This is a genomic window from Streptomyces sp. TM32 (genome assembly GCF_004122755.1).
Taxonomy (GTDB): domain Bacteria; phylum Actinomycetota; class Actinomycetes; order Streptomycetales; family Streptomycetaceae; genus Streptomyces; species Streptomyces sioyaensis.
On the sequence record NZ_SDIG01000003.1, the window covers coordinates 36,618 to 53,162 of the forward strand.

Genomic DNA, 16,545 nt, shown 5'->3' on the forward strand with positions numbered 1-16,545 from the left:
CGGGACCCGCCAGGATCTACTCCGTAAGATCTGGTGACACAGCCCGTATGAGGTCGTCAAATAGCCGCCCCAGGGCGCCGGAACGATATCCCCCAACGCCCTGAGTTTCGCGTACAACGGCAATGGATTCATCTGGCCATCGGCCGTGCGCAGACGGGAGAAAAGCGAAACCACGCTACGCCGGTCAAGGGGGGAAGCGGCCAGAGCGGGCGGCAAGGCGACACCTTCTTTCGGAAGATCACGGATATTCGCCAACCCTGCATACCCCTACGGCTGAACATTCATGCGCAAAGCGAACGTTCAAGCTGTAGTAAATGTCACACCCGCCACCAGTTGAGGAACCCGCTCCACCAGCTGCCCTTCTGAGGCCTGCTGCCCTGCTGCTCCCGGGCCCGGGCCTCTCCCCCGGCGGCTCCGTTCGTCGCGTCGGGCAGCGGTCCCCGCCGCTCGCTGCGTACCGGGGTGAAGCGGGCGGGCAGCGCGTTGAGCGCCCGGTGGAAGGGGCCGGGCCGCCAGGTCAGCGTCTCCGCGGGAACGCCCAGCTCGATGTCAGGCAGCGTGTTCAGCAGCTTCTCGATCGCCCGTATGGAGATCAGCAGCGCGGGGTCCTTCGCCGGGCAGGCATGCGGGCCCGCGCCCCAGGCCAGATGGGCCCGCTTGCTGAAGGTCTGCCGGCTTGCGGACAGGCTCGGGTCCGCATTGGCCGCCGCGAAGCTGATGAGCACCGGGGTGCCCGCCGCCAGCTTGTTCCCGGAGAGCTCCACCTCGTGCACCGGGTAGTGGGTGGCGTAGTTGGCGATCGGCGGGCTGTTCCACAGCACCTCGTTCAGGGCGTCCTCGACCAGGACGTCGCCGCCCCCCTGCGGGCCGCCGGCGAACTGCTCGTCGGACAGCAGCAGCCGCAGCGCGTTGGCGATGACGTTCTGCACCGGCTCGGTGCCCGCCCCGATGAGGAGGGCGAGCTGGTGGACCATCTCCTCGTTGGACAGCCGTGCCTGATGCTGCATCAGCCAGCTGGTGAGGTCCTCGCCCGGCGTGTCGCGCTTCAGCGTGACCAGCTCGAACAGGGCACCCGTCATGACCTCGTTGGCCCGCTCCGCGTCGACACCGTCGAAGAGGTTGGAGATGGCGCTGATCAGCCGGTCGCCGATCTCCGCCGGGCAGCCGAAGAGATCGTTGAAGACCAGCAGCGGCAGCAGCTGCGCATAGTCGCTGATCAGATCGGCCTTGCCGCGGACGCTGAACTGGTCGATGAGGTACGCGGCGACGCGGTCGACATGCCGGCTCACCCGGTGCATGTCCAGGCGCGCGAAGCTCTCCGTCACCGCCTGGCGCAGCCTCAGGTGATCGGCGCCGTCGGAGAACATGCAATTCGGCCGGTACATCATCATCGGCAGCACGGGGCTGTCCAGCGGGACACGCCCCTCGTTCAGCGCGCGCCAGCGGCGGGAGTCCCGCGCGAAGCTGTCCGGGTTCTGCAGGACATGGAGCGCGGTGGCGTAGTCCGTGACGAGTTCGGCCTCCACTCCGGGAGCCAGCTCGACGGGCGCGCTGGGGCCGTACTGCCGCAGCCTCTCGTAGAAAGCGTTCGGCGCGGCGGCGAATTCCGGCCCGTGCAGGGGCACCCTTTCGCCGCCGGCGTGCGCGGGGCAGCCGGGCGGCGGAGTCTGGAATTCCGAGTGAGATTGCATGCCTGAGCTCCTAGTTGACGCGGGACTGTAGGTATCGGACGAGCGTGATCAGGGAATCCGCCGAGGAACGCTGGTCCCGTGCGTCACAGTGGACGACGGGTGTCTCGGGGAGAAGGTCCAGCGCCTCCCGGATCTCGTCGAGCGAATGGGAGGGAGTCCCGTCGAACCGGTTCACGGCGATGGCGTACGGGATTCCGTAGTGTTCCACCAGGTCCATGACAGGAAAGGACTCGTCGAGTCGCTGTGGGTCGACCAGGACCAGCGCACCCAGCGCCCCCCGCGTCATGTCTTCCCACACCTGAACGAACCGCTGCTGTCCGGGCGTTCCGAACAGATAAAGGACCAGCTTCTCGCTGAGCGTGAGCCGCCCGAAGTCCATGGCGACCGTGGTCGTGGTCTTGTCCGGTGCGCCCTTCGGGTCGTCAATTCCAGCGCCCGCCTGAGTCATTACCTCTTCGGTCCGCAGCGGAGGAATCTCGGACATGGTGCCGATGAATGTCGTCTTCCCCACGGCGAAGTGTCCGACCACGAGGATCTTCGCCGCGGTCTGCACTGAATTGCGCAGGTACACGCCGTCATCCAAAGCGAGCCTGGAGCCCATTCAGCACCTCCTCAAGGATTTTCCGGTCGACAAGCTGAGCGCTCGGTATGGGCGCGCGGGAGTAGAGATGACCCTCCCGCGCGAGATCGGCCACCAGAATCTTGACAACGCCCACCGGCAGCCGGGTGTGCCCGGCTATCTCGGCGACCGACAGGAAACCTCCCGAACACAGCTCCAGCAGGCGGAGCTTCTCCGGATCGAGAGGTCTCGTCCGAGGCGGCTCCGCATGCACGGTGACCAGGGTGATCAGCGAGAAATCACTGCCGTCAAGAAGATCGCGGCCGTTGGTGATGACGTACGGCCGTACTAATTCTGCTGCTTCGTGTTCCAGCTCCGGCTCGTCGTCATGTGTCATGACTGGATATCAGCCCTATCGCGAGGCGGGCTGGTCAGCGCCTTGCCGAGCTGCCCGACAAGCTGTTGCATGCGGAACGTGATCTCCGCCATGTCGACATCGGGCGAGGCCGAAACGGCGAGGTAGGCACCTTCACCGGCGGATATGAGGAAGACCCAGCCATGGTCGAATTCCACCAGCGTCTGCCGCCATTGCGGACGATTGGCGGGCACCCCGCCGTGACAGAAGTCCGCGACCGTACGGCTCAGCGACTGCATTCCGCTCATCGCCGCGGCGACAGTGTCGGCGTGGTCCCGGCCGACATCCTTCGAGCGGGCCATGAGCAGGCCGTCGGCGGAAACGAGAATGGCATGCTGCGCTTCGGGCAATTCCAGAGCACTGTCAAGCATCCACGACAGATCGTAGTTCACTGAACCTCATGCCCTTCATTGCTTGCATTCGTGGAACGACGCCCGGACTGTGTGCCGCGCTGAAATGCGCCCATGACGGACGCGGTCCTTGCACTGTCGCGGGCCGGGGTTTCCGTGGTCTCGGTCTGGGTCGGCACGATGGAAATCGCGCCGCGGCGGCGGCGCTTCGGCAGCCCGCCGGCGGTCGTCTCGGCGACCGGTTGAACGGGAGCCGGCTGCTCCATGGGCTGCCGCCCCGGAGTCGGGTACGCGGGGGCCCGGGGAGCCGGAACAGCGCCGCCGGGGGCCGGTTGACCAGGAGGATGCTCGGGCGGCAACGGGGCGGACGCGGCCACGGCAGGACTCTCCTCGGGCTCGTGCAGGGACGTCAGTAGATCGTCGGGGAGCAGGACGACCGCGCGCACGCCACCGTAGGGAGAGGTGGAATCGACCGATACCGTGAATCCGTATCGGGCGGCGAGCACACCCATGACCGTGAAACCGAACTGCGGCGGGTTGCCGAGGCTGGAGACGCTGGCGGAATTCTCGCTCGACAGCAGCTGAGCGGCGCGCGCCTTCTCCTCCTCGTTCATGCCGACACCGGCGTCGTCGACGACGATGCATACGCCCTTGGGCACCGGACGGATATTGATCTCGATCATCGTTTCCGGTGCCGAATAACTGGTGGCGTTGTCCAGCAATTCGGCAAGAACCAACGCGACCGGTTCCACCGCGCGGCTCACGATGGCGAAGTTGCTCTGCGAGCGGATTTCGACGCGCGTGAAGTGGCGGATGCGCCCCTTCGCACTGCGGACCACATCGTAGAGCGAAGCATTGTGCCGCCGCCGGCCGAGCCAGCCGTCGCAGAGGACGGCGATGGACTGGGCGCGCCGCGCAAACTGCGAGTTCATGTGGTCGATGTCGAGCAGATCCTGGAGGATCTGGTGCTCGCCATAGGTTTCCTGCAACTTGGAGATCGCCAGCTGCTGCTCGCTCGCCAGCCCCTGCAGGGTCCGCATGGCGGACTTCAAGGTGGTCTTGGTGGCCTCTTCCGCCCGGTCCTTGGCCTCCTCCACCGCCTCCGTGTAGTGGTGCTCCAGATTGGCGTAGTGCTGCTTGAGTTCAGCCTTTTCTGCTCGTAGCTCCGATATCTTCTTTCTGCCGCGAATAATCGCGGTTGCGGCGACAGGTGTGCCAGCGATCAGTCCCCAGAGCGCTGGATCCTGGAAGTATTGCGTCATAAGACTCTCTTCGGACGACGGAGCCACCAGGTGTCGTGTGCCTGGCTGCGGCGGATCTGCTCATTCGCGGTTCCAGACATACGGGAACGCCGCGCACAGTCGCCTGCCAGAAAGCCATCAAAGGGCCGGCTAATGGCATATTTCTCCCGGGGTGGCAGTTTTCATAGGCCAATGCGCGGAATTTCTTTCCTGCCTTAGCAGGTGGTCAACCCGTTGGCAAGTGTGATGATCTTAGCATCACGACAACGACCATCGTCCAACCGCTATCTGAACAGTTCCTCATCTGAAGGAGATTCAACAAAGGCTGGGTTTCGGGACATTGGACCCTACCGCCGGATCCGGTGCTGTGCGATCGGCCGCTTCCTGACGCTCCCTTGGCACGCTGTCCTGCGACGTCGCGAACGCAATGACGGGACCGATCAGCAGGACTCAGCGGTGCGGGGCGTCGTGGACGTAGGTGATCTCGCCACCACGGACCCGGACGACGCGGACGGTCATCTCGCGGTCGGTCCCGCGCAGGTAGTGGGCCGTGCACCGGGTCCGCGCCCCCTTGACGGCACGCAGATCCCGCACGCAGTCGACCGAGCGCGGCCCCTTGGGGATCACCGGAAGCGACAGATGGCCCGAGATCGAGCGGGCGACCTCGTCGCGGGGGACGGCATCGGTCGTCCCCTTCACCTCGCTGGTCGCGTCCCGGTCCCGCAGCCACTGGTTGCCGGCCGTGAGGCTCCCCGCCAGCAGGGCCGTACCGACCAGCGCCAGGCCGGCCGCTCGCAGTGTGCGCACGACTCTCCTTCCCGCGGATACACACCGTGATCCGGCCGCGGCACGGCCGGATCAGGAACAATTCTGGCCGGTTGCCGGGAGTCGGCAACATGGGTCGCCCGCGGTGCGGCCAGCCAGGCGACAGGGTCAGGCGGACGGCACCGGGCCCTGCATCCGCTCGCTGATCCAGTGCAGCGATTCGGGCATCCGCTGGATGTAGGTGTGGCCGCTGTGCACACCGTTCGGTATCTCGAAGAGGGTGGAGTGGATCGGGCCGCCGGTGTGGTCCGCGATGAAGCGCTTCACGTCCGGCACCGCCGCCTCCTTGCTGCCCAGCTCGAACGCCAGATAGACGTCCGGGCTCTTCCGTGCGGCCAGTTGCCGCGCCAGGTGGCGTGGGTCGTTGTCCCGCATCTCGGCCGGATGTCCCCGCCACATCGGCGAATCCGGCGCCGTGTCAGGGCCGTTGACGATGGCCGCCTTGAACTTCTGCGGCTCCTTGAGGACGGCCTTCAGAGCGGCGAAGCCACCGGACGAGGAGCCCATGAAGGCCCAGCCGTCACGGCTGTCGTACGTACGGAAGTTGGCCCGGGCGAAGTCCGGCACGTCCCGGGTGAGCCAGCTGCCCATCTTCGGCTGCCCCGGGATGTCGCTGCCGTCGTAGTACTTCGTGCCCGGATTGAGCACCGGCATCACCAGGATGAACGGCAGCGTCTTGCCCTGCCGCGACCACTCCGCGATCCGCTCCTCCAGCGAAAAGGGCTCCCCTGCCCAGTAGTTGAACGGATAGCCGTAGGAACCGGGCAGCGCGATCAGCACGGGGAAGCCGCTCCTGGCGTACCGGGGCCGGTGGTACTCGGGCGGCACCCAGGCCCAGATGTCGCCGGTGAAGCCGGACGTACGGCCGTGCCACGTCGTCCGCACGACCTGGGTGCCGTCGTTCCCGGTCGTCCGGAACGGGGTGAAGGAGGAGCGCGGTCCGCGCGGCGGCACCGTGCGCGGCCGGCCGTTGTTGGCGTCCGCGGGGCGGGCCCGCAACCGCGGCACGCGGGAGGCGTCGACGAGGTCCCGGTCGGTGCCGCAGCCGGCCAGCAGCGCCAGAACCACCACGCTCACCGCCGCACGCACACGCAGGCACTTCATCGGGACGTTCTCCTTGGATGCTCGGTCCGGCCGCGGGCACCACGCTGCCAGCAAGGCACCGGTCGAAGGTCACCACTCCAAGATCGTCCGGAGTCCGCCCGGCGCCGCCCACAGCCGCCGTGACCTGGCAGTCCGCGGCCCTGAGACCTCAAGAGGGCGCCCCGGTACGTCAATTGGGCCGACCGGGTTTCCCCCGTTCGATAGGCCTTTGGCTTGTTTACCGGACGGTCGGTTCTGGCATCGTGGGTTCCCAGTTCGCAAGGGTGCGGCGCTGTGCCGATGTGGGGGATGACTGATGACCACGTGGGCCGACCTCCGGCCACTGCCCGGCGTCGTGGGACGCGCGGTGGAGCACGAGCAGTTGTCCGGACTGCTGGACAGCGCCCGGCTGGTGACGCTCACCGGCGCCGCGGGGGTCGGCAAGAGCGTGCTGGCCCGCGCCGTCCTGGAGGAACACACCGCCCGCCATGACGGCACGGTCCTCCGGGTCGGCTGCTGGGACGGCGCGGCCAGGGGCGGGCCGGCCGAGGCCCTGCTCCGCGCGGCGGAACCGGCCCACGACACCGGCAAGAACGGCCAGGACACCGCACGGCCTCCCGCTGTGCCCCTTGCCCACCCCGGCGCCGGCGCACCGCCCGGCGCGGCCCACCGGGCGGATGCCACGGCGGACCCCCTCGCGGCGCTCACCGCGTACTGCCGGCGACGCCGGGCGATCGTGCTGCTGGACGACTGCGACCCACAGCGCGATGCGTGCGCACGGCTCGTCCGGCGGCTGTGGCGGGCCGACCCGGCGCTGCGGATCGTGGCGACCGCGCGGGGCCCGCTGGGGCTGGCCGAGGAGCGGGTCGTCCAGATCGCGCCGCTCCCGGTGACGCTGGGCGAGGGGATCGCCGGACCGGCCGTCGAGCTGCTGGCCGCACGGACCGGAACCGCCGCGCCGGAGCTGCTGGTCGCGGTGTGCCAGGCCCTGGAGGGCTCGCCGCTGGCGATCGGGCTGGCCGCGCGGCAACTGGACCGGATGTCGCTGTCGCAGCTCGCAGCGCAGGTGGGCACGGACGGTCCGCTGTTCTACGCGGGGCCGGCGGCGACCGTGCGGCACACCTCGCTCTACGCCGCGCAGGCCGCGGGCTACGCCCTCTGCTCGCCTGTGGACCGGCAGGTGTGGGCGCGGCTCTCGGTGCTTCCCGGCGATTTCGATCCCTGGCTCGCCTCATGCGTCTGTGCCAGCAGTGACGTTCCTGCGGCCGCGGTCGAGGGCGCCCTGGAACGGCTTCGTACGGCCTCGGTCGTCGAGCGCGTACGGGATGCGGGAGGCGTCCACGAGGACACCGGCGCCGCGCTGCCGCCGCGCTACCGACTCCCCCGCGCCGCCCGCGACTTCGGGCGGACACAACTGCGCGAGGCGGGCGAGGAGGCCGGGGCGCTCAGGCGGTTCCGGCAGGCCTGTGCGGCGCTCGCGGCCGAGGCCCAGATCGCCTGGCAGGGCCCGGACCAGCAGCTCGCCGTGGGGCTGGTGGAGGACGAACAGGCCAACTTCGAGGCGGCGCTGACCCGGCCGCCGCTGGACGCGGAGGACGCGCTCGGCGCGCTGGAGATCGCGGTGTCGCTGTGGTTCCACTGGGCGGCCTGCGGCTTCCGTCGTGAGGGGCGGGCGCATCTGGACCGGCTGCTGCTGCTCTCCCCCGACGACACCGCGTTGCGGGCCCGGGCCCTCTGGCTGGCCGGGTATCTGGCGGCGCAGGAAGACTCGCCCGCCGCCGGGGCGCTGCTCGACCAGGCATGGACGGCGGCCGTGATGCATGCGGACAGCGACGGGCTGGCCCGGATCGCGCATGCGCACGGGGTGCTGGCGCTGTACCGCGGGGACCTCGCGGCGGCCGTGGCCTGTCTGGAGGACGCCTCCCGGCACCGCTCCCTGGATCCGTGGTTCGGCCCGGGGCCCGCCCACAGCGGGGCGCTGCTCGCCATCGCCCTGTCGTCGCTCGACGCCCGGCGGGCCAGGACGGCGGCCCACCGGGCCTGGGAGGCCCGGCACTCCGACGGCGATTTCTGGCTCCACTCGACGGTCCTGTACGCACTGGCCATGACCGAACGCGCCCATGGGGAACCGGAGGCGGCCCTGCGGGCCTGCCGTAAGGCCCTGGCGGCCAAACGGCTCGTCGGCGACCCGCTGTCCATCGCGGGGGCCCGTACGCTGCTGGCCGGACTGCGGCACCAACTACGCACCGGCGCCCCGCCGCCGGACCGGGACGCGCAGGAACCCTGGTGGCAGCGCGGCGGCTCCGGCGCACGGTCCCGGCCGTTCTTCTCACGGCTGCGGGCGCGGTCCTGAGCGGCCGGGACGCACGGCGTACGACCGGCCCGACGTGGGCACGCTGGGTGACGTTCCGGACACGTTCGGGATGCGGGGGCGGCGGCCCGGTCGCATGCTGAGGATATGAAGCGTGCCCCCGTGATCGTGCATCCGCCCTGTACGGGCGGGCGCCGTGTGACGCTCTACGGACAGGATCTGGGCCGCGCACTGCGCCCCGGCGATGTGGCCGCGATACTGCGCCGGGCGGGTTTCGGCACCGCGAAGTTCGTCTGGGACGACACCGGCGTCTTCGAATGGCGCGACGGCGGACCGGACGTCTGGCTGATGCCCTGACCCGCCACCGTTGCGGCACCGGCCCGACGGATCAATCGAGTTGGGCCACCGCAGCGTCCGGCCGCGCCGCCGGGCAGGAGAGCCACACCGACCGGTGCGGCGGTCAGTCGACCGGTGCGGCGACCGCGGTCTCCTTCGCCTCGCGGGCGGCGGCCGCCTTCTTCGCCCGGCGCTTCATGACGTAGAACGAGCCGATGCCGAACAGCACCGCGGCACCCAGGCCCCAGAACGAGAACCGCTTGAGCCACGGCTCGGCGACGATTCCCACGCTGTAGATCAGCGCGGTCGTACCGCCGGCCCAGACGATGCCGCCGAGGACGTTCGCGATCAGGAACTTCCAGTACGGCATCCGCAGGACGCCGGCGAGCGGGCCGGCGAAGATGCGCAGCAGCGCGATGAAGCGGCCGAAGAAGACCGCCCACATCCCCCACTTGTCGAACTTCTCCTCGGCCATGGCGACATGGTCGGGACCGAAGTGCTTGGGGAACTTCCGGCCGGCCCAATGCAACAGCGGCTGGCCGCCCTTGCGTCCGATCAGATAGCCGGCGGAGTCACCGAGGATCGCGCCGATGGACGCGCAGGCGCCCAGCACGAACGGGTTGATGTGATCCTGGGTCGCCGCGAGGATCGAGGCGCTGACGAGGACGATCTCACCGGGCAGCGGAATGCCGAGGCTCTCCAGTCCGATGACCACCCCCACCAGGAGGTAGACGCTCACGGCCGGTACGGTCTCGAGCCACTCCTGGATGTGCAAAACCGGTTCCTCCGCTGGTGTAGGGCCCCCGTGGGCCGTGGCCCGATGCCCTGACACCGTGACCGCTCGATCCCCTGACACGCCTGGGCGCGCCCCGGGAAGCGTACTCGATCGAGCCACCCTGGGGCCGATACCTCCTGCGGTGGGCGGCATCCTCCGCCCGGCCCGATCCGGGCGAGATGCCCGCCCCGGTACGACGACGGCCCGCCGGGCGGTGACACGGCGGGCCGGGGGAGAACTCGGCTGTGCAGCGATTCACCCGGTGAAGCGGCTCACTTGTTGGGGCGCAGGGTCCAGACGATGCTCATCTCACCGGTCACGGCGCCGTCCTCGCGGGTAATGGCGATGTTCACCGGGAATTCCGGGCGGCCGCCGGCGTCGAGCTCGGCGACCACTTCGGCGACCGGCCGGCCCAGCTCCGCGGTGGCGGTGACCGGTCCCATGGCGAGCTTCTTGTAGCCGATCTCGGCGCGCACCGCCAGCGGCACCGCGCGGCCGAGCTGGTCACCGAAGGCGGTCATCACGATGGCACCGCTCGCGGACTCGGCGAGGGTGAACATCGCGCCGGCGTGCGGGCCGCCGACGTGGTTGTGGAAGTCGGACTGGTCGGGCATGCGGACCACGGCACGCTCGGCGGTGGTCTCGGTGAACTCGAGGTTCAGCGTGCGGACCATCGGCACGGATGCCGCCATCATTTCGCCGATCGACGGCAGGGGCTCGGAGGACATGGGCGACATGTTACCTAGCAGTAGCTTAGGTGTGAAGGGCCGGCGCGACCCGGCGTCCCGCCCGGCGACAATCCTGGTGCGGCCGGCTCCCCGCCCGGCCTATCGTGAGCGCCCATGGGGACAGGACAACAACCGCGCGGACGCACGACGGTGAGGTATCCGGCACTCCGCGGGCACCGAACGCCCGCCTTCCCGCGCCGCATGCCGTCCACCGCCGCATCCACTCCGGACATCCGGCCTTGGTGAGAGCCCGTCCCGCGTGGGCGGGACGCAACTATCTGCTGCTCACCGGCGCCACGGTGATCGCGAACCTCGGCAGCTCCGGCGCACTGATCGCGACCGCCTTCGCGGTACTCGCCGCCGGCGGCAGCGCCACCGATGTCGGCCTGGTCGCGGCCGCCCGTACGGTCCCGCTGGTCGTCTTCCTGCTGGTCGGCGGCGCGGTCGCCGACCGACTCCCGCGGCATCGTGTGATGGTCGCCGCGAACGCCCTCAACTGTGTCTCCCAGGGCCTGTTCGCGCTGCTCGTCCTGACCGGGGAGCCGCGGCTGTGGCAGATGGCGCTGCTGGCCGCCCTCGGCGGCACCGGGCAGGCGTTCTTCGCGCCGGCCTCCGAGGGCATGGTGCTCGCCAGCGTCTCCGGCGAACAGGCCGGGCGCGCCTTCGCGGTGTTCCGGATGGGCGTGAACGGCGCGAACATCGGTGGCGCGGCGCTCGGCGGCGCCCTGGTCGCCGCGGTCGGCCCCGGCTGGGTGCTGGCCGTCGACTCCGCCTCGTTCGCGCTCGCGGCGGCGCTGCGGGCCTTCCTCGACGTCAGCGGAGTTCCCCGGCGGGCGGCCGGCGGCGGCATGCTGCACGACCTGCGGGAGGGCTGGCAGGAGGTCGTCTCCCGGCCCTGGCTGTGGGCCGTGGTCCTGCAGTTCTCCCTCGTCAACGCGGTGGTCGCGGCCGCCGAGGCGGTCTACGGGCCGCTGGTCGCCGCAGAGCACCTGGGCGGCCCCGGCCCATGGGGACTGGCATTGGCCGCCTTCGGTGTGGGGACGGCGGGCGGCGCGCTGATGATGACCCGGCTCCGACCGCACCGCCTCCTGCTGACCGGTGCGCTGTGTGTCTTCCCCCTCGCCCTCCCGTCCGCCGCGCTCGCCGTACCGCTCCCCACGGCCGGGCTCACCGTGGTCATGTTCGGTACCGGGGTCGCGATCGAGGTCTTCTCGGTGACCTGGATGATGGCGCTGCACCAGGAGATTCCCGAGGACAAGTTCTCCCGGGTCTCGTCCTACGACTGGCTGGGGTCCGTGGCCCTGGTCCCGGTGGCCACCGCGCTGGCCGGCCCCGTCCAGGACCTCATCGGCAGGCGGGCGGCGCTGTGGGGCGCTTCGGGGCTGATCGTGCTGCTGACGGCGGCGGTGCTGTGCGTTCCCGGCGTGCGGCAGCTGACCCGGCGCCCGAAACCGGAGCCCGTGGCCGGGGGGACGGACTCCCGTGCGGCCGGTGCGGCGGACCCGCAGACGTCGGGGACGCCGTGAGTCCCGTCTCCGGCCGGGCGCTCAGCCGACACTGAACGCGCCGCCCGGCGGCACCGGGGACGCCACCGCCTCGGCATCGCGTACGGGTACCGCGTCCGCGATCAACCGCCGCACCGCCGCGCCGTGCTCGACCCGGGCCGGGAAGGCATCACCGGCCGCCCGCCGAGCCAGCGCGGCGACGGGGAGCGGCCTGCGCGAGGCGAGCAGCACGGCGTTCCCGAAGCGGCGGCCGCGCAGCACCGAGGGCTCCGCGATCAGCGCCAGATGCTCGAAGACCGTGGCGAAATTGGCGAGTTGGCCACGGAGAAAGCCGAACGGCGCGCTGTCCGCGAGGTTCGCGGCGTAGCAGCCGTCCTCGCGCAGCACCCGGGCGGCGGCCCGCGCGTAGTCGACCGAGGTGAGCTGGGCCGGCACCCGCGAGCCGCCGAAGACGTCCGCCACGATCACATCGGCGCTGCTCTCCGGTGCCGCTTCCAGCGCCGTACGGGCATCGTCGGCATGCAGCGTGATGCCGCAGTTGTCGGGCAGCGGCAGATGCTCGTCCACCAGGGCGAGCAGTGCGCGGTCGGCCTCGACGACGTCCTGCCGGGAGTGCGGCCGGGTGGCGGCGAGATAGCGGGGCAGGGTCAGCGCCCCGCCCCCCAGGTGCAGCACATCCAGCGGCTGCCCCGGGGCGGCCGCCTCGTCCAGGACGAAGGCCACCCGGCGCACGTACTCGAATTCCAGGTGCAGCGGGGTATCGAGGTCCACGTACGACTGCGGTGCGCCGTCCACCGTGAGCAGCCAGGCCCGGGGACGGTCGACGTCCGGCAGCAGCTTGGCGGTGCCGCAGTCCACGGTCCGGGTGACGGGTATCGGCTCGGGTGCTTCGTCCACCGTCCCATTGTGCCGGTGCGGGCGGGGCGGTCAGTCCGGCCAGACCTGCCGGATCTCCGCCACATGAGAGACGGCCTGTCGGCGCCCGGCGCGGGCCGCGTCCGCGCGCCTGGTGGGGTCCAGGACATTGCGGCCGAACGCCGACCTGGCCGCGCGGTCAGGAGTGATCACGCACACCCGGGCCCCCTGGCGCGCCAGTTGTGCGCCCTGGGCCCGCGGTCCGGCGATCGGCCCGCCGGAGGCCGCCATCGGCGCGACGACGACCACCCGGTCGCAGCCGGCGGCCAGATCCGCGTTGGCGCTGGAGTGCACCCCGCCGTCGATCCAGCGCGTGCCGTCGATGGTGACCGGCGGATAGACACCGGGGACCGCGCAGCTCGCGCCCACGGCGTCGAGCAGCCGCACACCGCTGGTGTGGTCGAAGGCGGTCCGCTCCCCCGTGGCCGCGTTCACCGCCGTGATCACCAGCCGGCGGGCCGGCCAGTCGGCCACGTCCAGGGTCCGGGCGATCACCGTCCGCTGGGCCTCCTCCGGGACGGTACGGGCCGCGAGGGCCAGCTTCCCCATCCGTACGCCGAAGGACTCGACGTCCCGGGAGCGCAGCGCGATGGTCGCGAACCGGGCCAGGGCGGCCGGGCCCATCCGCTCCGCCGAGCGGGACGCGGGCACGGCGAGCTGGCGCTCGTACATCTCCTCCATGGGCAGCTGCCGGGAGGTGAGGTGGGCACCGACGATCGATCCGGCGGAGGTGCCGATGACGACGTCGGCGTCGGCGAGACCGATGCCCGCCTCGGCGAGACCGGCCAGTACACCGATCTCCCAGCCGATGCCGGTGAGCCCTCCACCGCCCAGGACCAGTGCCGTTCCCGCCATCAGGTCACCCTCGTCATCCGTGTGTGCGCAGCCGTTCCTCCGGGCGTGCAGTGTCGCACTCCCCGTGCCCCCGGGACAGGGGCGGCTGTGCCCGGCACCCGTGACGGTGCCGGACACAGTCGCTGACCTGCGCTTCTTCACTCCTCGACGGTGCGCACCGTCCCCGCGCCGATGGTCCGGCCGCCCTCCCGGACGGCGAAGCCCAGGCCCGTCTCCAGCGGCACCTCACGGCCCAGCTCGACCGAGACCGTCACCGTCTCGCCGGGGCGGGCGATGCCCCGCTCGCCGAGGTCGAGGTCGCCGACCACGTCCGCGGTGCGGAGGTAGAACTGCGGCCGGTAGCCGGTGGACAGCGGCGTACGGCGGCCGCCCTCCTCGGTGGAGAGCACATAGAGGTCGGCGGTGAAACGGCGCCGCGGGGTGACGCTGCCGGGCGCGGCGACCACGTGCCCGCGGCGCACCTGGTCGCGGTGGAGTCCGCGCAGCAGCAGGGCGACGTTGTCCCCGGCCTCGGCGGAGGCCATGGGCTTGCCGAACGTCTCCAGCCCGGTGACGGTCGTCTCGGTCCCCGCGCCCAGCACCGCCACCCGGTCGCCGACCTGCACCCTGCCGCGCTCCACGGCTCCGGTGACGACCGTGCCGCGCCCGGTGATGGACAGGACGTTCTCCACCGGCAGCAGGAAGGGCGCGTCCACATACCGCTCGGGCATCGGAACACAGGCGTCCACGGCGTCCAGCAGCGCGTCGATCGCCGCCGTCCAGCGCGGGTCGCCCTCCAGGGCACGCAGCCCCGAGACCCGTACGACGGGTACGTGCTCCCCGTCGTAACCGTGCGCGCTCAGCAGTTCGCGCACCTCCAGCTCCACCAGGTCGGTGAGCTCCGGGTCGCCGGCGTCGGCCTTGTTGAGGGCCACGACGAGGTGCCGGACGCCCACTTGCTTGGCGAGCAGCACATGTTCGGCGGTCTGCGGCATGATCCCGTCGAGCGCGGAGACGACGAGGATCGCCCCGTCGAGCTGCGCCGCGCCGGTCACCATGTTCTTGATGAAGTCGGCGTGACCGGGCATGTCGACGTGGGCGTAGTGCCGGGTGCCGGTCTCGTACTCGACGTGCGAGATGTTGATGGTGATCCCGCGGGCGGCCTCCTCCGGGGCCCGGTCGATGCGGTCGAACGGTACGAACGTGCCGCTCCCCCGGTCGCTGAGGACCTTGGTGATGGCCGCGGTCAGCGTGGTCTTGCCGTGGTCGACATGGCCCATGGTGCCGATGTTCAGGTGCGGCTTGGTGCGCACGTATGCCGTCTTGGGCATGGTGTTCTTCCTCGCAACAATGCGGTGAGGACGGCGACTTGGCGCCGTGGGGACCCCGGAGACCGGCCGACCCTCCCCCTGCGGGGTCCGCCGGACGATCCGGAGAGGGTCAGCTTCGTGCGCCGTCGGCCGGCACGGCCGCTGCGACGGCGGCGGTGGCGGTGGCATCATCCGCTGCGGCGACGGCCGCGAGGAGTGCGACGGCAGCCTTCTGCTCGTCCGCGACTGCGGACGGGAGCGCGAGGAAGGCGTGCCGGATCATGCGCCCTATCGTGCCGGGCGCCCGCACCGGCGTCGAACGATTTAACCGGCAAAGCCACGGCCGGGCCCGGGCATTGCTCAACGCCCCGAGTCGGGGGCGCCGGCGGTGGCGTGGTGCAAGCGCAAGGCGCTGCGCCGCAGCTGACCGCGGAACCGGCCGAGGGCGCACGGCGCGGGAGCCGCCATCCGGCAGGCGTGCCGGGGCCAGCACCCTTTGGCCATCCGGACATCTTCGGACGTTACGCTGCCCCCGATCGGCGATGATCCACATCCGCCGCCACTGTCCGCTTTTTCACATCTCGCGCAGGTCAGCGCCTGATCACCCTTGGATAGCGTATTTTCCATGACTTGGTTTGAATCATTCGTGCTCGGACTCGTCCAAGGGTTGACCGAGTTTCTTCCCATCTCGTCCAGTGCCCATCTCCGGCTGACCGCGGCGTTCGCCGGCTGGCACGACCCCGGCGCCGCGTTCACCGCCATCACCCAGATCGGCACCGAAGCGGCCGTCATCATCTACTTCCGCAAGGACATCGGGCGGATCATCTCGACCTGGGCCCGGTCCCTGTTCCAGCGCGAGCTGCGGCACGAGCACGACGCCCAGATGGGCTGGCTGGTCATCGTCGGCTCCATACCGATCGGCGTCCTGGGCATCACCCTCAAGGACGCCGTCGAGGGCCCGTTCCGCGATCTGCGGCTGATCGCCACCACCCTCATCGTGATGGGTGTGGTCCTGGGCATCGCCGACCGGCTGGCCGCCCGCGACGAGACCGGCGGCCGGCACCGCGCCGCCAAGCAGCGCAAGACCCTCACCGACCTCAGCGTCAAGGACGGCCTGCTGTACGGCGCCTGCCAGGCCATGGCCCTCGTCCCCGGCGTCTCCCGCTCCGGCGCGACGATCAGCGGCGGCCTGCTGATGGGCTACACCCGCGAATCCGCGGCCCGTTATTCCTTCCTGCTCGCCATTCCGGCCGTACTGGCCTCCGGCGTCTTCGAGCTCAAGGACGCCGGAGAGGGACATGTCGCCTGGGGCCCCACCGTCTTCGCCACGGTCATCGCCTTCGTCGTCGGCTACGCCGTGATCGCGTGGTTCATGAAGTTCATCTCCCACAAGAGCTTCATGCCGTTCGTGATCTACCGCATCCTGCTGGGCATAGCCCTGTTCGCCCTGGTAGCGGCCGGGGTGCTGACGCCGCATGCGGGGGAGACGGCGGGGTGAGGCCATCGGGTTCCGGAGCCGGACAGGGTGTGCGCCCCCACGGCGAACCCGAGCCGCGTGGCGCCTATCGGGCGACTAGCTGATCCCCCGGACACGGGCGTCGTCCCCGCCCGGGGTGGCCGGGCGGGGACCCGCCGCCCCTGGCACGGCCGGTCACGGCCTTCGAGGC

At 70.6% G+C, this 16,545-nt stretch carries 17 protein-coding genes; 4 read left to right on the top strand and 13 right to left on the bottom strand.

Annotated elements, in window-relative coordinates; translation table 11 throughout:
• Window positions 1-317 precede the first annotated feature (317 nt).
• The 7 genes from EST92_RS01355 to EST92_RS01385 all read right to left on the bottom strand — a co-directional run bounded on the left by EST92_RS01355 (window position 318) and on the right by EST92_RS01385 (window position 6,185).
• Window positions 318-1,691: a cytochrome P450 gene (locus tag EST92_RS01355; protein ID WP_129279153.1), complete on the bottom strand. Its 1,374-nt coding sequence runs from the start codon at window positions 1,689-1,691 to the stop codon at window positions 318-320.
• A 10-nt stretch (window positions 1,692-1,701) separates the two neighbouring features.
• Window positions 1,702-2,292 carry an ATP/GTP-binding protein gene (locus tag EST92_RS01360; protein WP_129248786.1) on the bottom strand — a complete coding sequence of 197 codons (591 nt, stop codon included), beginning with the start codon at window positions 2,290-2,292 and terminating at the stop codon, window positions 1,702-1,704.
• Window positions 2,267-2,647, bottom strand: coding sequence for a DUF742 domain-containing protein (locus EST92_RS01365; protein ID WP_129279154.1), 381 nt, complete (start codon window positions 2,645-2,647; stop codon window positions 2,267-2,269). The genes EST92_RS01360 and EST92_RS01365 overlap by 26 nt, the downstream gene beginning before the upstream one ends.
• Window positions 2,644-3,057 carry a roadblock/LC7 domain-containing protein gene (locus tag EST92_RS01370; protein WP_129279155.1) on the bottom strand — a complete coding sequence of 138 codons (414 nt, stop codon included), beginning with the start codon at window positions 3,055-3,057 and terminating at the stop codon, window positions 2,644-2,646. Before EST92_RS01370 ends, EST92_RS01365 begins: the two co-directional genes overlap by 4 nt.
• Window positions 3,054-4,277 carry an ATP-binding protein gene (locus EST92_RS01375; protein WP_129279156.1) on the bottom strand — a complete coding sequence of 408 codons (1,224 nt, stop codon included), beginning with the start codon at window positions 4,275-4,277 and terminating at the stop codon, window positions 3,054-3,056. The genes EST92_RS01370 and EST92_RS01375 overlap by 4 nt, the downstream gene beginning before the upstream one ends.
• A 429-nt stretch (window positions 4,278-4,706) precedes the next feature.
• Window positions 4,707-5,063, bottom strand: coding sequence for a DUF4333 domain-containing protein (locus EST92_RS01380; protein WP_129279157.1), 357 nt, complete (start codon window positions 5,061-5,063; stop codon window positions 4,707-4,709).
• 126 nt (window positions 5,064-5,189) lie between these two features.
• Window positions 5,190-6,185, bottom strand: coding sequence for an alpha/beta hydrolase-fold protein (locus tag EST92_RS01385; protein ID WP_129279158.1), 996 nt, complete (start codon window positions 6,183-6,185; stop codon window positions 5,190-5,192).
• A 295-nt stretch (window positions 6,186-6,480) separates the two neighbouring features.
• On the opposite strand from EST92_RS01385, the gene EST92_RS01390 reads away from it, so the two are divergent.
• A complete protein-coding gene (locus EST92_RS01390) occupies window positions 6,481-8,517 on the top strand; it encodes an AAA family ATPase (RefSeq protein ID WP_129279159.1) in 2,037 nt (678 codons plus the stop codon).
• Between the two features lie 105 nt (window positions 8,518-8,622).
• On the top strand, window positions 8,623-8,832 hold the full coding sequence (locus EST92_RS01395; RefSeq protein ID WP_040897791.1) for a hypothetical protein: 210 nt from the start codon (window positions 8,623-8,625) through the stop codon (window positions 8,830-8,832).
• Between the two features lie 103 nt (window positions 8,833-8,935).
• On the opposite strand, the gene EST92_RS01400 is transcribed toward EST92_RS01395, so the two are convergent.
• Complete coding sequence (locus tag EST92_RS01400) at window positions 8,936-9,586, bottom strand: DedA family protein (RefSeq protein ID WP_129279160.1); 651 nt, start codon at window positions 9,584-9,586, stop codon at window positions 8,936-8,938.
• 272 nt (window positions 9,587-9,858) lie between these two features.
• Window positions 9,859-10,314, bottom strand: a complete 456-nt coding sequence (locus EST92_RS01405) for a DUF4442 domain-containing protein (protein ID WP_129279161.1) — start codon at window positions 10,312-10,314, stop codon at window positions 9,859-9,861.
• A gap of 242 nt (window positions 10,315-10,556) precedes the next feature.
• On the opposite strand from EST92_RS01405, the gene EST92_RS01410 reads away from it, so the two are divergent.
• Window positions 10,557-11,840 (top strand): MFS transporter, encoded by a 1,284-nt coding sequence (locus EST92_RS01410; protein WP_254068384.1) that lies wholly within the window; start codon window positions 10,557-10,559, stop codon window positions 11,838-11,840.
• Between the two features lie 21 nt (window positions 11,841-11,861).
• Here the strand turns inward: EST92_RS01410 and EST92_RS01415 are convergent, their stop codons facing one another.
• The 4 genes from EST92_RS01415 to EST92_RS31485 form a co-directional block, all read right to left on the bottom strand.
• Window positions 11,862-12,716 carry a fused MFS/spermidine synthase gene (locus tag EST92_RS01415; RefSeq protein ID WP_129279163.1) on the bottom strand — a complete coding sequence of 285 codons (855 nt, stop codon included), beginning with the start codon at window positions 12,714-12,716 and terminating at the stop codon, window positions 11,862-11,864.
• 30 nt (window positions 12,717-12,746) lie between these two features.
• A complete protein-coding gene (locus EST92_RS01420; RefSeq protein ID WP_129279164.1) occupies window positions 12,747-13,589 on the bottom strand; it encodes a patatin-like phospholipase family protein in 843 nt (280 codons plus the stop codon).
• Between the two features lie 137 nt (window positions 13,590-13,726).
• Window positions 13,727-14,899 (bottom strand): elongation factor Tu, encoded by a 1,173-nt coding sequence (tuf, locus tag EST92_RS01425; RefSeq protein WP_129279165.1) that lies wholly within the window; start codon window positions 14,897-14,899, stop codon window positions 13,727-13,729.
• 109 nt (window positions 14,900-15,008) lie between these two features.
• Window positions 15,009-15,161 (bottom strand): hypothetical protein, encoded by a 153-nt coding sequence (locus EST92_RS31485; RefSeq protein WP_174243893.1) that lies wholly within the window; start codon window positions 15,159-15,161, stop codon window positions 15,009-15,011.
• Between the two features lie 342 nt (window positions 15,162-15,503).
• On the opposite strand from EST92_RS31485, the gene EST92_RS01430 reads away from it, so the two are divergent.
• Complete coding sequence (locus tag EST92_RS01430; protein WP_129279166.1) at window positions 15,504-16,376, top strand: undecaprenyl-diphosphate phosphatase; 873 nt, start codon at window positions 15,504-15,506, stop codon at window positions 16,374-16,376.
• Window positions 16,377-16,545 lie beyond the last annotated feature (169 nt).

What these genes read in the sequence shown, in the direction of transcription:
- EST92_RS01355 (WP_129279153.1), bottom strand. Translation starts at nt 1,691, where the DNA reads ATGCAATCTCACTCGGAATTCCAGACTCCGCCGCCCGGCTGCCCCGCG.
- EST92_RS01360 (WP_129248786.1), bottom strand. Translation starts at nt 2,292, where the DNA reads ATGGGCTCCAGGCTCGCTTTGGATGACGGCGTGTACCTGCGCAATTCA.
- EST92_RS01365 (WP_129279154.1), bottom strand. Translation starts at nt 2,647, where the DNA reads ATGACACATGACGACGAGCCGGAGCTGGAACACGAAGCAGCAGAATTA.
- EST92_RS01375 (WP_129279156.1), bottom strand. Translation starts at nt 4,277, where the DNA reads ATGACGCAATACTTCCAGGATCCAGCGCTCTGGGGACTGATCGCTGGC.
- EST92_RS01385 (WP_129279158.1), bottom strand. Translation starts at nt 6,185, where the DNA reads ATGAAGTGCCTGCGTGTGCGTGCGGCGGTGAGCGTGGTGGTTCTGGCG.
- EST92_RS01390 (WP_129279159.1), top strand. Translation starts at nt 6,481, where the DNA reads ATGACCACGTGGGCCGACCTCCGGCCACTGCCCGGCGTCGTGGGACGC.
- EST92_RS01395 (WP_040897791.1), top strand. Translation starts at nt 8,623, where the DNA reads ATGAAGCGTGCCCCCGTGATCGTGCATCCGCCCTGTACGGGCGGGCGC.
- EST92_RS01405 (WP_129279161.1), bottom strand. Translation starts at nt 10,314, where the DNA reads ATGTCCTCCGAGCCCCTGCCGTCGATCGGCGAAATGATGGCGGCATCC.
- EST92_RS01420 (WP_129279164.1), bottom strand. Translation starts at nt 13,589, where the DNA reads ATGGCGGGAACGGCACTGGTCCTGGGCGGTGGAGGGCTCACCGGCATC.
- tuf (WP_129279165.1), bottom strand. Translation starts at nt 14,899, where the DNA reads ATGCCCAAGACGGCATACGTGCGCACCAAGCCGCACCTGAACATCGGC.
- EST92_RS31485 (WP_174243893.1), bottom strand. Translation starts at nt 15,161, where the DNA reads ATGATCCGGCACGCCTTCCTCGCGCTCCCGTCCGCAGTCGCGGACGAG.
- EST92_RS01430 (WP_129279166.1), top strand. Translation starts at nt 15,504, where the DNA reads ATGACTTGGTTTGAATCATTCGTGCTCGGACTCGTCCAAGGGTTGACC.